The 16208-nt window shown below is 56.8% G+C and carries 12 protein-coding genes and 1 pseudogene; 3 read left to right on the top strand and 10 right to left on the bottom strand.

Annotated features, from left to right (window positions below; all coding sequences use genetic code 11):
• Positions 1-87: 87 nt before the first annotated feature.
• The 5 genes from G5315_RS18420 to G5315_RS18400 form a co-directional block, all read right to left on the bottom strand.
• Positions 88-789, bottom strand: coding sequence for an ABC transporter ATP-binding protein (locus G5315_RS18420; protein WP_005342433.1), 702 nt, complete (start codon positions 787-789; stop codon positions 88-90).
• 10 nt (positions 790-799) lie between these two features.
• The gene (gene livG, locus G5315_RS18415) at positions 800-1573 is read right to left on the bottom strand and encodes a high-affinity branched-chain amino acid ABC transporter ATP-binding protein LivG (RefSeq protein ID WP_005339435.1); all 774 of its coding nucleotides are present in this window, start codon (positions 1571-1573) and stop codon (positions 800-802) included.
• Complete coding sequence (locus G5315_RS18410) at positions 1570-2838, bottom strand: high-affinity branched-chain amino acid ABC transporter permease LivM (protein WP_216952426.1); 1269 nt, start codon at positions 2836-2838, stop codon at positions 1570-1572. Before G5315_RS18410 ends, livG begins: the two co-directional genes overlap by 4 nt.
• Positions 2838-3764, bottom strand: a complete 927-nt coding sequence (gene livH, locus G5315_RS18405) for a high-affinity branched-chain amino acid ABC transporter permease LivH (protein ID WP_216952424.1) — start codon at positions 3762-3764, stop codon at positions 2838-2840. Before livH ends, G5315_RS18410 begins: the two co-directional genes overlap by 1 nt.
• 66 nt (positions 3765-3830) lie before the next feature.
• Positions 3831-4952 (bottom strand): branched-chain amino acid ABC transporter substrate-binding protein, encoded by a 1122-nt coding sequence (locus tag G5315_RS18400; RefSeq protein WP_005342436.1) that lies wholly within the window; start codon positions 4950-4952, stop codon positions 3831-3833.
• Positions 4953-5386: 434 nt separating this feature from the next.
• Between G5315_RS18400 and G5315_RS18395 the strand changes: the two genes are divergently transcribed.
• Positions 5387-6391, top strand: coding sequence for a substrate-binding domain-containing protein (locus G5315_RS18395; RefSeq protein WP_005355925.1), 1005 nt, complete (start codon positions 5387-5389; stop codon positions 6389-6391).
• 64 nt (positions 6392-6455) lie between these two features.
• Here G5315_RS18395 and G5315_RS18390 read toward each other — a convergent pair whose 3' ends face one another.
• The gene (locus G5315_RS18390) at positions 6456-7781 is read right to left on the bottom strand and encodes a 6-phospho-alpha-glucosidase (protein ID WP_421276800.1); all 1326 of its coding nucleotides are present in this window, start codon (positions 7779-7781) and stop codon (positions 6456-6458) included.
• On the bottom strand, positions 7778-9367 hold the full coding sequence (locus G5315_RS18385) for an alpha-glucoside-specific PTS transporter subunit IIBC (protein WP_216954471.1): 1590 nt from the start codon (positions 9365-9367) through the stop codon (positions 7778-7780). The genes G5315_RS18390 and G5315_RS18385 overlap by 4 nt, the downstream gene beginning before the upstream one ends.
• A gap of 282 nt (positions 9368-9649) precedes the next feature.
• Between G5315_RS18385 and G5315_RS18380 the strand changes: the two genes are divergently transcribed.
• Positions 9650-10357, top strand: coding sequence for a GntR family transcriptional regulator (locus G5315_RS18380; protein WP_216952422.1), 708 nt, complete (start codon positions 9650-9652; stop codon positions 10355-10357).
• 156 nt (positions 10358-10513) lie between these two features.
• A complete protein-coding gene (locus G5315_RS18375; protein WP_421333671.1) occupies positions 10514-11731 on the top strand; it encodes a 4Fe-4S binding protein in 1218 nt (405 codons plus the stop codon).
• 124 nt (positions 11732-11855) lie between these two features.
• Here G5315_RS18375 and G5315_RS18370 read toward each other — a convergent pair.
• The 3 genes and pseudogenes from G5315_RS18370 to glyS form a co-directional block, all read right to left on the bottom strand.
• Positions 11856-12197 (bottom strand): annotated as a pseudogene (locus G5315_RS18370) (EAL domain-containing protein); the annotation flags it as partial.
• A 28-nt stretch (positions 12198-12225) separates the two neighbouring features.
• Positions 12226-13956, bottom strand: coding sequence for a tetratricopeptide repeat protein (locus tag G5315_RS18365; protein WP_421333669.1), 1731 nt, complete (start codon positions 13954-13956; stop codon positions 12226-12228).
• 182 nt (positions 13957-14138) lie between these two features.
• A complete protein-coding gene (gene glyS / locus G5315_RS18360) occupies positions 14139-16208 on the bottom strand; it encodes a glycine--tRNA ligase subunit beta (RefSeq protein ID WP_421333667.1) in 2070 nt (689 codons plus the stop codon).

The raw sequence follows: 16208 nt of genomic DNA, 5'->3' as shown, positions 1-16208 counted from the left end.
TGTACCGCAAGCTTGGGCGCAAACTAACCCCACAAAAGATAAGGGAGCCAGCGGCTCCCTTGTCGATATGGCATGCGGGGCAGTGGGTTAACCGCCCAGATAGGCCTGCCGCACCGCCGGGTTGGCCAGCAGGGCGGCTCCTGTGTCTTGCAGCACAACGTGGCCGTTCTCCAGCACATAGCCGCGGTCGGCCAGCTTGAGCGCCTGGTTGGCGTTCTGCTCCACCAGAAAGATGGTCATCCCCTTCTGCCGCAACTGTTCGATGGTGTCGAAGATCTGCTGGATGACGATGGGGGCCAGCCCCAGCGAGGGTTCATCCAGCAGCAGCAGGCGCGGTTTGCTCATCAGGGCACGGCCGATGGCCAGCATCTGCTGCTCGCCGCCGGACATGGTGCCCGCCCGTTGTTGCAAGCGTTCGTGCAGGCGCGGGAACAGGGTGAACACCTGATCCAGCAGGCCATGCTGCTCGGCCTTGTCGACGAAGAAGGCGCCCATCAGCAGGTTCTCCTCCACCGTCAGGCGGGCGAAGATGCGGCGTCCCTCCGGCACCACGGCGATATCCTTGCGCATAATGCGGGCGGTGGTGAGGGAGCTGATCTGTTCCCCCTCAAACCAGATGGAGCCGCTGCTGGGCTTGGGTTCGCCGCAGAGGGTCATCAGCAGGGTGGTCTTGCCCGCGCCGTTGGCACCGATCAGAGTGACGATTTCACCCTCTTTCACCTCGACGCTGACATCGTGCAGTGCCTGAATTTTGCCGTAGTGGGTCGATACGTTGCGAAGTTCTAACATCTTGTTTTCCTTACGACTCGCCCAGATAGGCCTTGATCACTGCCGGGTTGTTGCGGATCTCATCCGGCTTGCCGTGGGCCAGCGGGGTGCCCTGGCTGACCACGAAGATGCGGTTGGAGATGCCCATCACCAGCTTCATATCGTGTTCGATCAGCAGCACCGAGACCCCGAACTCGTCCCGCAGGCTCATGATCAGCTCGTCCAGCTCGTCGGTCTCCTTCGGGTTGAGACCAGCGGCCGGTTCGTCCAGCATCAGCAGCTCGGGACGGGTCGCCATGCAGCGGGCGATCTCGAGGCGGCGCTGCTGACCGTAGGCCAGATTACCGGCGGCGCGGTTGGCAAGATCCTTGAGGCCTACTTTATCCAGCCAGAAGGCGGCCCGCTCCAGCCCCTCCTGCTCCGCCCGGCGGAAGGCCGGGGTCTTGAACAGACCGGCGATAAAGCTGGTGTTGAGGTGCTGGTGCTGGGCAACCAGCAGGTTCTCCACCGCTGTCATCTCCTTGAACAGCCGCACGTGCTGGAAGGTACGCACAATCCCCTTGCGGGCGATGAGGTGGCCGGGCAGCCCCTGGATCTCCTCACCCTTGTAGCGGATGGTGCCGCCGCTCGGGCAGTAGAAACCGGTCAGGCAGTTGAAGATGGTGGTCTTGCCCGCACCGTTGGGGCCGATGATGGAGATCACCTCGCCCTTGTCGATATCCAGCTTGACCCCGTTGACGGCCAGCAGGCCACCGAAGCGCATCGACAAATCAGAGACTTCCATTAACTTCTGATGAGTACTCATTTCTTCAACTCCAGATGCGGACGGGTCATCGGCAGCAATCCTTGTGGCCGCCAGATCATCATGAACACCATCAAGAGGCCGAACATCAGCATGCGGTACTCGTTGAATTCGCGGGCCAGCTCCGGCAGCACCGTCATCACGATGGCCGCCAGCACTACACCGATCTGGGAGCCCATACCGCCCAGCACCACAATCGCCAGCACAATGGCCGACTCGATAAAGACGAAGGATTCCGGGCTGATAAAGCCCTGCCGCGAGGCAAAGAAGCTGCCGGCAAAGCCCGCGAAGGTGGCGCCTATGGTGAAGGCGGTCAGCTTGATGATGGTGGGGTTGAGCCCCAGCGATTTGCAGGCGATCTCGTCCTCCCGCAGCGCTTCCCAGGCGCGGCCCAGCGGCATGCGCAGCAGGCGGTTGATGACGAACAGGGTCACCACCACCAGCACCAGCGCCATCAGGTAGAGGAAGATCACCTTGTGGTTGGCGTTGTAGGTAATGCCGAAGAAGTTGTGGAAGGTATCAAAGCCCCCATCCTTGACGGTGCGGTTGAACTCCAGACCCCCCAGTGTCGGCTTGGGAATGCCGGAGATGCCGTTCGGGCCGCCGGTCAGGGTGGTCATATTGTTGAGCAGGATGCGGATGATCTCGCCAAAACCCAGAGTGACGATGGCCAGATAGTCCCCCCGCAGCCGCAATACCGGGAACCCGAGCAGGAAGCCGAAGGTGGCGGCCATCAGCCCGGCGATGGGCAGGCACTCCCAGAAGCTCAACCCGAAGTAGGTGTTGAGCAGGGCATAGCTGTAGGCACCGACCGCGTAGAAGCCGACATAGCCGAGATCGAGCAGACCGGCGAGGCCGACCACCACGTTCAGCCCCAGCCCCAGCATGATGTAAATCAGGGTGAGGGTGGCGAGATCGATGGCGCCGCGAGAAGCCATAAAGGGCCAGCTCACCGCAAACAGCAGCACCAGCACGGCGGTGAGGTTATAGAGCTTGGGCGCCTCTTCCGGGCTCGGCAGCACCAGCTTGGTGAAGCCGACCGAGAAGCCGCTGATGGAGGCCTGAAACAGCTTGGCGATCTGGCCGCGCAGCATCTGGAACCAGAAAACAATGGTGGCGCCCCCCAGTAGCCAGGCCAGCGACACATCGAGGCGGCTCACTACCTGCAGGCTGGAGCCATCGGTCTCCAGCTTGAAGCCGAGCAGCCAGAAGGAGAGCACCAGCAGCACCAGGCTGGCGATACAGGCGTGGATCAATTGATGTTTCATCACACTTTCTCCACTTCCGGACGACCCAAGATGCCAGTAGGCATAAAGAGCAGCACAAAGATGAGCAGGGCAAACGCCATCACATCTTTGTACTCGGTGCTGAGATAACCGGCGGTGAGCGCTTCAACCACCCCCAGCAGCAGGCCGCCCAGTACGGCGCCCGGAATGCTGCCGATACCGCCCAATACTGCGGCAGTGAAGGCCTTCAGACCGGCCATAAAGCCGAGGTAGGGGTTGATGACGCCGTAATACATGCCGAGCAGCACCCCGGCCACGGCGGCCAGTGCAGCCCCCAGCACGAAGGTGATGGAGATGACCACGTGGGTGTCGATGCCCAGCAGGTTGGCCATCTTGATATCTTCCGAACAGGCGCGGCAGGCGCGGCCCATGCGGGAGCGGCTGATGAACTGGGTCAGCGCCAGCATGGTGATGAAAGTCACCACGAAAATGATCAGCTGCATATAGGAGAGGCTGGCCTGAAAACTATCCTCACCCCCCAGGGTCCAGCCACCTGAGATCAGGCTGGGCATGGCGATATCCCGCGAGCCCTGAGCCATGCGCATCATGTTCTGCAAGAAGATCGACATGCCGATGGCGGAGATGAGGGGGATCAGCCGGTTGCCACCGCGCAGTGGCCGGTAGGCGACTCGCTCGATGCTCCAGCCATAGGTGCCGGTGATGATGATACTGACCAGGAAGGCGCCCCCCAGCAGTAGAAAGGTGCTGTCGATGCCCATCATCATGAGCCCCGCCATCACCATGAAAGCGACATAGGAGCCGATCATGTAAACCTCGCCGTGGGCGAAGTTGATCATGCCGATGATGCCATAGACCATGGTGTAGCCAATGGCGATCAACGCATAGGTGCTGCCTATGGTTAATCCGTTCAGCAGTTGCTGAACGAGATAAAGGAGGTGTTCGGACATACTGCATTCCCTGTACTTGCCCGCAAAGAGAGGAGGGGGTGAGCGTACTCACCCCCGATCGGCAGATTATTTGACTTGGCTGGAAGTACCGTCAGCGTGCCACTGGAACACACCAAATTCGAAGCCTTTCAGGTCACCGTTAGGTGCCCAGGTCAGGGGGCCCATCACGGTATCGATCGGTGCGGCCTTGATGGCGGCGGCAACGGCGGCCGGGTCATCTTCACCCGCCTTGGCGATACCGGCAGCCAGGCTCTGCACCGCGGCATAGGTGGTCCAGACGAACGGGCCGGAGGAGTCCTGACCCTTGGCCTTGAACGCTGCGACCAGCGGGGCGTTGGCAGGTACCAGATCGTATTTGTTCGGCAGGGTCACCAGCAGGCCTTCGGAAGCCGGGCCGCCGATGGCGGAGATATCCTTGTTACCCACCCCTTCCGGGCCCATGAACTTGGCTTTCAGCCCCTTCTCGCCAGCCTGACGCAGGATCAGGCCCAGCTCAGGGTGATAGCCGCCGTAGTAGACGAAATCGACGTTCTCTTTCTGCAGCTTGGCGATCAGGGCGGAGAAGTCCTTGTCACCGGCGGTGATCCCTTCATAGGCCACCACCTTCACGCCAGCCTTGTCGAGTGCGGCTTTGACGCTGGAGGCGATACCTTCACCGTACTGCTTCTTGTCGTGGATAACGGCCACGCGCTGGGGTTTGACCTGCTCGATGATGTACTTGGCGGCAGTCGGGCCCTGATCGCTATCCAGACCGATGGTGCGCAGGGTCAGCTGGTAACCGCGTTCGGTGATCTTGGGGTTGGTGGAGGCGGGGGTAACCATCAGGATCCCCTCGTCTTCATAGATGTCGGAGGCGGGCAGGGTGTTGTCGGAGCAGAGGTGACCGACCACGAACTTGACGCCATCATTTACCACCTTGTTGGCGATGGCTACCGCCTGCTTGGGATCACAGGCATCGTCATAGATGACGGCTTCGATCTGCTTGCCATTGATGCCGCCAGCCTTGTTGATCTGCTCGACCGCCATCTTGCCGCCGGTGAACTGCATGTCCCCGTACTGGGCAACCGGGCCGGTGAGCGGGCCTGCGATACCTATCTTGATGGTGTCTGCCGCGTGTGCGATGGAGATCGATCCAAACAGAGCCAAAGAAACCGCTGCGCTTACTGTAATTTTGCTCAACTTATGCATTGATTCGTCCCTTAATCAGTGGATTGTTTCATTTACGAGTGCCATTCCGGATCGACATCCCGTGCATCCGGCTATAGGTATGGTTCTATCATTCCTCACGGGGCAATAACAAGCTGTTAAAGATACTAACCAGAGGGGGTGGGGTGGGCTTATTTTGAAATAAATGACCTGTCATTTGTGTTTAATTGGAATTTAGTATCGATTCTTCGCCTTAACATCTTGGTAACCAGAGGTGATTATGATGAAGCACAGAGGATTAGTCTGGTGATATTTTACTCTGATGGTGCTCCCATTTTGACCATTAATCGTTTGCGCAAACAGAAATGAGCGCCTAAATTAGCCGGCATTGACAATTCCGTGGCAGAGCCCGTTAAAACCAAGCCTTTATTCGGGAAATCTGCTAATGTTCCGCCTTTGACAGTCAGGAGACAGAGATGGCCACTATCAAGGATGTCGCCTCGCGCGCAGGCGTATCCATCTCCACCGTCTCACATGTGCTCAACCACACTCGGCGGGTCAGCGAAGACGCGACCCAGAAAGTGATTGAGGCGGTGGCAGAACTCAACTACGCGCCCAACTCGGTAGCGCGCAGTCTTAAGATAAATTCGACCAAGACCATTGGCATGCTGGTGACCACCAGCGTAAACCCCTTCTTCGCGGAAGTGGTGCAAGGGGTTGAAGCGTACTGCTTCGAACAGGGCTACAGCCTGATCCTCTGCAACACCGAAAACCAGCCGCCTCGCCAACAGCATTACCTGAGAATGCTGATGGAAAAACGGGTGGATGGTCTGCTGGTATTGGGGACCGATATCGACACTCCGTTGCGCGACATGCTGCGCATCCACAAGAACGTGCCGCAGGTGGTACTGGATTGGGGGACGGAGTGCGATTTCGCCAACGTCATCAACGACAACGCCCGCATCGGCGCCCGCATGGCCGTACGCCATCTGCTGGAGCTGGGGCACCGCGACATCGTCTGCATCACTGGCCAGCTCTCCAAGCCGACCACCCAGCAGCGGCTGGACGGGGTACGTGATGCGCTGGGCGAGCACGGTCTGACCCTCAAAGATGAACAGGTCTTTGAAGGGGATTACGAGAGCCAGAGCGGCTTCGATGCCATGCAGCGCATCCTGGCCCTGCAGCCTCGCCCGACCGCGGTCTTTGCCTTCGACGATCCCATGGCGATCGGCGCGATTTGCGCAGCCTGGGAAGCCGGAGTCAAGGTGCCGGACGATATCTCCATCATCGGTTACGACGATGTGGAGATGGCGCGCTTCTCCAGCCCGCCGCTGACCACCATCCGTCACCCGAAGGCCGAACTGGGCCAGCTGGCGGTGAAGCATCTGGTCAGCCGGATCCGCAACAAGGAGCTGGAAGTGGAGTCGATGACGGTACAGCCCGAGCTGATTGTCCGTCGCTCGGTCAAACCGCTGCGTTAATCCGCACCCGTTGCCAACACGAAAAACCCCCTCTGTCACGAGGGGGTTTTTGTTTATGGGCGGTTTATTTCAGTTCCGGCCAGTAGGCTTTGTTGGCCTCTATCAAGTCATCGAGAATGGACTTGGCCACCGATGCACTGGGCACTGTCTTGGATAGGGTGATCGCTTGCCACAGCTTCTGGTAAGAGTGCTCGACCCAGGCTTCGACCACCAGTTTCTCGACCGCAACCTGCTGGCCCATCATGCCCTGCTGGAACAGCGGAATGCTGCCCACCTGCAACGGCTCTGGCCCGCTGCTGCCGACCAGGCAGGGGATCTCGACCATGGCTTCCGGGTCAAAGTTGGGGATGGCGCCGCGATTGGGAACGATCAGCAGCATCCGCTCCTGGGTGTTGAAGGCAATGGCGGTTGCCAGGTCAACGATATAGGAGGCGTGTTCATCGATCTCCAGCTCGCCCGCTGCTGAATTGCCTGCCTTGACGATGTCGGTACAGGCGGTGAAGACCTGCTTCTCGCGGTGCTCCATCACCTCGTTGGCGCGGGTGTGTTCCGGGTTGGAGTGGGCCACCACATAGTCCGGGTAGAGGTAGTACTTCAGATAGGTGTTGGGCAGGGTATCCGGGTCGAGCGCCCATACATCCTTTGCCTTGGCGAAGGTATCGTTCCAGCTGGCTTCGGCATGACTGGCGCTGTTGGGCACATAGCCGTGGCGGGCAACGTGCCCCTTGATCTTCGGCATCAGGTCGTTGCCTTCCAGATCCTCGATGCGGGTCCACCAGCCAAAGTGGTTGAGGCCGTAGTAGCGTACCCGCATCTCTTTGCGGGATTTGAGACCGGCAATCTGGGCCATGCGCCCCTCGATCCCGATCGGCATGTCGCAGATGTTGAGAATTTTGGCGTTGGGACGCAGGCGACGGGTCGCTTCGGCGACGATGGCGGCCGGGTTGGAGTAGTTGAGCATCCAGGCATTGGGTGAGTACTGCTCCATATAGTCGACCAGCTCCAGCACCCCGCCGATGGAGCGCATGCCGTAGGCGATACCGCCCGGGCCGCAGGTCTCCTGACCGACCACCCCATGACGCAGCGGGATCTTCTCGTCCAGCTCGCGCATCGGATATTTGCCAACCCGGATATGGGCCATGACGAAATCTACATCGCTAAACGCTGCTTTGGGGTCGGTGCCATAGCTGAAGGCGATCTCGGGAGCCTTCTCTTTCAGCAAGATTTTGCAGGCTTCGGCAATGATCTCCTGACGGGCACCATCGTTGTCGTAGAATTTGATCTCCTTGAGCGGGAAGCGATGCTGATTTTCCAGCAACATCAGAACGATACCTGGAGTAAAAGTGCTACCACCACCGGCAATGACTACAGAGAATTTTTTCATGATCATGACTCCATTACTAAAGACGATTGTTGATGACTGTTGTTCATAATCGATTCCATATTTTCACGTACCTGAGGTACATGCAGACCGATAATTACCTGGATACTATCGCCATGGCGGACGACCCCATGGGCACCCAATTTAATAAACTCCTCATCTGCTGCTGCCAGTTTGCTGTTAGCCAACGATATTCTTAAGCGGGTGGCACAATTATTCAGGCTGCGTATATTATTGACTCCGCCAAGCGCTTCGATAATTTGTGCTGCACTATCACTGCCACGCTGTTTTTTGGCTGCCTGATAATCTGACTTGGAATAAAGCTTTATTTCACTGTCTTCCCGGCCCGGTGTTTTAAGATTGAGCCGGATAATCAGTGCGCGGAATATCAGGAACCAGATGCCGGTAAAGACCAATCCGATAGCGATCTGGGTGAACATCATTCCCGCATGGTTGTGGAACATGGGTATCCAGTTCTGCGGCAGGAACTGGTCGAGCAGACCTCCACCCATGTTGCCGACCACACCAAACAGGTACATCACAGTCGACATGGTGGCTGCCAGCAGGGCGTGGATGGCAAACAGCAGAGGCGAGATGAAGAGGAAGGTGAACTCCAGCGGCTCGGTGATACCGACCAGAATGGCGGTCAGGGTGGCCGGGATCAGCAGGCCTGCCACCTTGGCCTTGTTCTCTTTGGCTGCCGTGGCATAGATGGCCAGAGCAATCCCCATGGCACCGAAAATCTTCGAGTTGCCGTGCAGGGCGAAGCCACCCTGAGGGAACTGTTCAATCAGCGGGCGAGTGCTCTGGCTGAACTCCAGCATGTGCTGCGCCCAGTAGAGCTGAATGCCTCCCTCTACTGCCGCTGGGCCGAAGATGAAGGGGCCGTAGATAAAGTGATGCAGGCCGGTCGGGATCAAAATCCGCTCGAGGAAGGTGTATACCCACACCCCGACCGGACCCGAGACCAGCATGAAATTCTGCAGGGAGGCGATGCCCATCTGTACTTTTGGCCAGCCGAGCAGTGTCAGCCAGGCACAGGGGATCATCACGAAGAAGGCGACAATGGTGACAAAGGAGCTGCCCTGAAAGATGCCGAGAAAGACCGGCAGTTGGCGATCAAACAGGCGGTTGTGCAGTGCCGTCACGATGCCGGAGATGACGATGGCTCCTATGATGCTGGTATCTAGGGTCTTGATCCCCGCTACCATGGCGAGGCCACTTTCACCCCCTACATCCTGACTGAAGTCGACCCCGAAATAACTGCCCCAGGTCATGCCCATGGCGTTGATAAAATAGTTCCAGGTCATGAAACTGACCAATACAGCCAGACAGGCTCTGGCTTGTGCCTTATTTGCCAGACCGATTGGCAGGCCAATCGCAAATATAAGCGGCATATTCCTGAATACTGTCCAGCCACCCTCTTCAATAATATGGATGATCTGGAAGAATAATCCTTGTGGGTTTGCCAGTGATTCACCGACAAACATCGGGTTTTTCAGCATAATTGCAATGCCTACTACCATACCTGCAAAAGGAAAAAGCAGTACAGGAGTGAACATTGCTCCGCCAAAACGTTGAATTTGACTGAGCATATATTGTCCCTTGGTTGAAATAGCTAATCGAATCCTTGCCGGTGTTGCCTGATGCAAATTAGCAACGATAAAAAGAGACCTCATGAAATATCTTGGAATAATGTGATCTGACGCATGCAGTTATTTAGACAAAGATGTCTAACTTTTGCGATATTGTTGTACCTCTTGGTTTTGTGATGTTCTTGCAGCTTTAGTTTAAATTTAAGTTATTGTTTTTATGCAATTTATCCACTTGCTTAAGAATAAGATGGTTGGCGTTGTGACCACAGGAGATGTCTAGCAGTGATCTATAAATCGGTGGCTGATCGACTCAGGATCAGGGTAAACGGTGCCGAGTGTCGGGTGGGAGATGTGTTGCCGGGCGAAAAAGCGCTGGCAGAACAGTATGGCGTCTCCCGCATGACCATCCGCAGAGCGGTAGATATGTTGATCGAGTGGGGATTGGTCGAGCGGCGCCACGGCAGCGGCACCTATGTGACGAAAAAGGATGTTCAGCATGAGACCAAAGGTCTGAGCGGGTTTACCGAACTGATGCGCGAGCAGGGGCGCACGTTGACCAGCCAGGTGTTGGAATTTCGCACCATGCCTGCGCCACCGGCCATCGCCAGTCAGCTGAGGGTGAAGGTGAATGAACCCGTCTATTACTCCAGCCGGATCCGCTCGGTGGATGGTCGGGCTCTGCTGCTGGAAGAGAGCTATATGCCGGTCAGACTGTTTCGCAATCTGTCGGTCGCCCATCTGGAAGGGTCCAAATTCGACTACATCGAACGGGAGTGCGGCATCGCGATTGCGGGTAACTATGAGTGCTTCAGTGCCGTGCTGGCGGATCGGGTTACTGCCGAGCTGCTCCATATCGAGCAGGGGGCCCCTATCCTGCGGCTCACCTCACTCTCATACAGCGAGAGCGGAGAGTTCCTCAACTACTCCATCATGTTCCGTAATGCCAACGACTATCACGTTGACTACCACCTCCACCGTGCCCGCGGCTAGTGCCTGGCTGATGAGGCAGCGTGTCGTTGAAAGAGGGGAGAGCCTGCGAGGGAGGCATTGGCCATAACTCCTCCCTCGGCCCATGCAGATCAAAATAATCAACTCAAATGTTAGTTATCCTTGCTGCCGGATCCGGATGTAGGCAGTGGGGGATGCATGAGCGTGATTGAAGCGATAACCATGGTGGCCGGTATGGTTTATCTGGTGTTGTTGGCGTGGCAGGTGCGCACCGGCTGGCCGGGGCGTCTTGCGCTCGGCCTGCTGGGGCTGGTCTGGTTGCTGGCGGCGGACAGCCTGCTCTGGCTCGCACTGGGGACGGTCACCGCCGTGCTTGCCCTCCGGCATCAGAGGCGGCCGCTGCCCGTGTTCGGGGCGATCGACAGTCAGCAGTTGCGGGCAGGCACTCGCCATCTGCTGCTGCTCTGCTGGGGGCTGGTCACAATGCAATACAGCCTGCATATCTGGCAGTTGGGACAGGGGATGAGCCCCTGGCTGGTGCGCCCGGACGTGGTGGATGCCTTCCTGCCCATCGCCGGTGGCCTCGGGCTGCGGGCCTGGTTCGCGCAGGGGTTGGTGGATCCCCACCATCCGGCGGCCACCGTCACCGTACTGGTACTCTCCCTGTCGGCCCTGCTGCTGGGGCGGGCGTTCTGTGCCTGGTTCTGTCCGCTCGGGCTGGTGGGGGAATGGCTACATGGCCTGCGCCACCGGTTGCTGCCGGGGGAGTGGAGCCCGCCGCGCTGGTTGGATCTTGCCCTGCGCACCCAGAAGTTTCTGGTGCTCGGCTTTCTGCTCTTCATCATTCTGCTGGCGGTGCCGGCTGCTGCCCTGCCCGGCTACTTCACCAGCCCCTACCATCAGGCGGCGGATATGAAGATGGGGGCTTTCTTCTTCAACCTGACCCTGATCTCGGGTCTGTGCCTCGGCTGGGTGTTGCTGCTTACCGCGACCTTTCGTCAGGGATTCTGCCGCTACCTTTGCCCCTATGGCGCCTGGCTAGCCCTGCTGGGGCTACTGACGCCGCTGCGCATTCGCCGTGACTCGGCCCGCTGCCTGCGAAGCCAGGGTCATGACTGCGACAAGTGCAGCCGGGCCTGTCCATCGCGCATTGCGGTGCACCAGCTTATTGCGGTACGCAACCTGGAGTGCACCGGCTGCCTGAGCTGCGTGGCCGCCTGCCCCAAGCGGGTCGAGGCCCTGCACCTTGGCAGCAAGGTGAAGCGGCTTGCACCGAGCCGTTTGCTGGGGCTGCTCTGCCTGTTGCTGCTGGTGCTGCCGTTGCTCGCGTATGGCCTGCTGGAGATCTGGGTCAGCCAGACGCCGCTGGCGATACGGGCTCACCTGCTGCAACTGTTGCCACAGCTGACCCATTAACCGGGGAGGGTGACTGTGTGACCATGGCGCAAGGTCACAGGGTATGCACATGGACACCCTCGGGTGTCCGTTTTCTTATTCGGGTGGGAGTGGGCTGAGGGGGAGGCAGTGCAGACCGACTGGCTTATAAGCTGGCGAAATCCACCTCGGGCAGGGTTTCGAAGCCGGGGCGGGCGAACAGGTAGCCCTGCATCAGGCTGATACCCATCTCCCGCAGACAGGCCATCTCTTCGCGGGTCTCGATCCCCTCCGCCAGCGGGATGATCTTCAGCTCCGCAAACAGCGCCAGACAGTGGCGCACTATGGCTTGCCGGGTCGGGTCCTGGTCGATGCCGCGCAGCAGGTGCATATCGAGTTTGACGATGTTGGGGTGAAAATCGGCCAGCAGGTTGAGGCCCGAGTAACCGGCGCCAAAGTCATCGATCGCCGTTTTGAAGCCGAGGGCCTGATAGTGATCGACGATGCCGCGAAGATGCTGGCTGTCCTAACCCAGCCTACATACTAGACTTCTTCAATGACTGTGCTCTTTTTCGATATTCTTCTGCCTCATCCTTATGCCCTAAATGATTTAAGCATTCGGCATATCCATAGAGTGCTAATATATCTTCTGGGTTTATATTTAAAGCTTTTCTATAAATCACCCTAGCTTCATCTATATCCCCAGTATCTTTGAGCATATCAGCGTAACAAGTCAGATAATATGGGTCGTCAGGAGTGATGTCTATGGCTCGTTTATAATGTTTTTCCGATTCGGAGAAACGACCCATACTCGTTAATAAATCAGCGTAATTGCAATGAAAAAGGCTCACGTCTGGCGATGTTTCAAGAGCTTTTTGGTAATGCTCCTCTGCTTCAAAAAGGCGTTCTGTACTGCTAAGTAGATTAGCATAGCCGTTATGGGTGTCGGCATCACTAGGATCTACTTGGAGTGCCCTCTTGTAATATACTTCAGCTTCAGCTAGTTTGGATAAAGATTTTAATAACTGTGCATAGCCATAAAGTGCTGAGGAGTAATCAGGATTAATTTCTAAAGATTTTATGTAATGTTTTTCAGCCTCATCATAAAAGTTATTTCTTTTTAATTCAAAAGCATACCAATTATGTAGTTGATGCGAGTCAGGCAATTCCTGAAGACCTTGCTGATAAATAGCTAGTCTTGTCTGTAAGTTTTCCTCGGCATGCGCTTCTAATGACCAATCAAACCAAGATTTATTTTGCGGATCTTTATCTATAGGTTTTAGTTTTTCTTTTACTTCAGGACTGCCATCTTGAGATGTTTTCAATATTTGTTGCTGCAGTGTTTCTTTCATAGAATGGATATGTCTATCCAAAGCATCAATCTGGCTCTGATGCTGGTAACCCCATGCATTACCTATAGAAAGCATCAGTGTGTCCCAATCTGAAGTGGGAACAAGAACTCCTTTATGCTTTTCTAACAAGGTATTAATTGCGCCATTAGGTTTTCCCGCAGGCTCATAGTAACACCAGAATGGTCTTCCACTAATATCATTTGGTGAGAGAGCAGAAAGAAAATTCATCAGGCTACCATCATTTCCTCCATAACCGATAAATATTGGTGTATAAAATTTAAACACGCTTTTCAGTGCTTTAACCCATGGTGCTTTAAGTTCACTAGTTCCATGGGAGTCATTTATAGGAACGGTAAAAAGGTCTCGATGAATTTTTGCTACCATCGGACGACCTCCCAATGGCTTTAAGTAACTGGCGAGTGACTCATGGCCAATGACATGTGGTGTTTTCTGCCCATATAAATAAAGAGAGTCTGCAACTAAATTATCGAAATTAGTTGTGATTACCATATTGTTACTGGTGTTAGTCATAATCCATGCTAGTACAGCATAACCAAAACTCGGCTTACCAGATTCGATCACTTTCTCCAGAGCCGCATAACCAGCATCATGGTCACCTGAAAAACAATGTTCAAATATATATGGATAGAAACGAGCTATATTATTCGAATCCCAGTCGGTAAGTTTAAATGGGTTACTATCCAGCCATTCATCAAAGTTACTATAATTACTAATTTCTCTATGATGGATTATTTCCATCCATTCGATAGCTAATGCATGAGCAGACTTGACACCAGACTGGATGGAAGCTCCAGCACCAAGAATGAAAACAAAACGTCGATCAGGCATATGCTCTGTGATTCGTTGCAGTTCAGCGAGAAAACCAGCAAGTGTCCAAGTCTGTACATGATCCATATTTATTACCGGCAGATTAAATGGAGGCCTTCGGTAGCATACCTGTAATGTGGCAATTCGAGTAGAGGAAGGTCATTGTCATGAAATCTTACCATCTATAGATGGCTGAAAATTCATTTTATCTTGTTAAATAAAAACGGCGCCTTACGGCGCCGCTTTTAATATCACTTACCCAACCAAGATCACTGCAGCAGGGAGATATCCGCGACTTGCAGGAACAGGTTGCGCAGGTTGTTCAGCAGTGCCAGACGGTTGGCCTTGAGGGCCTCGTCATCGGCCATCACCATCACTTCGTTGAAGAAGGTGTCGACCGGCTCGCGCAGGGCGGCCAGACGGGTGAGGGCAGCCTGATAGTCACCGGCGGCGAACAGCGGGGCCAGTTCGGCTTGCAGTTCGGCAACCTGGGTGGCCAGCGCCTTCTCGGCGGCATCGACCAGCAGTTCCGGTTTGACGGCAGTCGGCAGTTCGCCTTCGACCTTGGCCAGAATGTTGCTCACGCGCTTGTTGGCGGCAGCCAGTGCCAGTGCGGCATCCAGCGTGCGGAAGTGGCTGACGGCCTTGACGCGACGATCGAAGTCGAGCGGACGGGTCGGGCGGCGGGCCAGCACGGCCAGCACCACGTCGGCACCGATGCCTTCGTCCTGATAGGCGGCGCGGAAGCGGCCCAGCATAAAGTCGACCACGTCGGTAACGACGGTTTTGTTGGTCAGCTTGTCGCCGTAGACGCGTACCGCTTCTTCAACCAGTTCAACCAGATCCAGATCCAGCTGCTTCTCGGTCATGATGCGCAGGGCACCGATGGCGGCGCGACGCAGGGCGAACGGGTCCTTGTCACCCTTCGGCAGCATGCCGATGCCGAAGATACCGGCCAGGGTGTCGAACTTGTCGGCCAGCGCGACGGCGCAGGCAACCAGACCGGACGGCAGGGCATCACCGGCAAAGCGCGGCATGTACTGCTCGTTGAGAGCTACGGCCACCGCTTCGTCTTCGCCATCGTGACGGGCGTAGTGCATCCCCATGACACCCTGGGTGTCGGTGAACTCGCCGACCATGTTGGTCATCAGGTCACACTTGGAGAGCAGGCCGGCACGCTTGGCCTGAGCCACGTCGGCGCCGATGCGCTCGGCGATAAAGCCGGCGACGGTCTCGATGCGCTCGACCTTGGCCTTGACGGTGCCCAGCTGTTGCTGGAACAGCACGGTTTCAAGGCGCGGCAGGCGGGAGGCCAGGGTTTGTTTGAGGTCGGTCTTGAAGAAGAACTCGGCGTCAGAGAGACGGGGACGAACCACCTTCTCGTTGCCGCTGATGATCTGGCTCGGGTCTTTGGACTCGATGTTGGTGACGAAGATGAACTTCGGCAGCAGCTTGCCGCTCTTGTCGTAGACCGGGAAGTACTTCTGGTCACCCTTCATGGTGTGCACCAGCGCCTCGGCCGGCACGGCCAGGAACTTCTCTTCGAAGTTGGCGGTCAGCACCACAGGCCACTCGACCAGTGCGGTCACTTCTTCCAGCAGGGCGTCGTCCAGATCGGCCACGCCACCGAAGGCGGCAGCGGCCGCTTCGACGTCAGCCTTGATCTTGGCCTTGCGCGCCATGAAGTCGGCAATCACCATGCCGCGCTCCTGCAGGATCTGCGGGTACTGGCTGGCGTTGTCGATGGTGAACTCGCTCTCGCCCATAAAGCGGTGACCGCGAAGGGTGCGGGCAGAGTCGATACCCAGAATGTGAGCGGGCACCAGCTCGCCATCCAGCAGCAGGGTCACGGTGAAGACCGGACGCACGAACTGGATGGTCTTGTCACCCCAGCGCATCATTTTCGGGATGGGCAGTTTGGCCAGTGCTTGGCTAACCAGTTCGCCCAGCAATTCTTTGGCTGGACGGCCTTCGACCTTGGCGGTGTGAACCAGCCACTCGCCCTTGTCGGTGACCAGACGCTCGGCCTGCTCAACAGTGATGCCGTTGCCACGGGCCCAGCCTTCGGCAGCCTTGGTCGGCTTGCCTTCGGCATCGAACGCCTGCGCCACGGCCGGGCCGCGCTTCTCGACGCTCTTGCTCGGCTGTTCGCCAGCCAGCTCGCTCACTTTCAGCGCCAGACGGCGCGGTGAGGCAAACCACTCGACGTCGCCAAAGGCCAGATCGGCCTTGGTCAGTTCGGCTTTGAAGTTGTCGGCAAAGGCTTCGGCCAGGGAGCGCAGGGCTTTGGGCGGCAGCTCAGCAGTACCGATCTCTACCAGAAATGTATGTTGTGCCAT

Source organism: Aeromonas sp. 603607 (genome assembly GCF_049171595.1).
Classification (GTDB): Bacteria; Pseudomonadota; Gammaproteobacteria; order Enterobacterales; family Aeromonadaceae; genus Aeromonas; species Aeromonas veronii.
The sequence above is the reverse complement of the archived record's forward strand: the minus strand, read 5'-3'. Positions and strand labels throughout refer to the sequence as shown.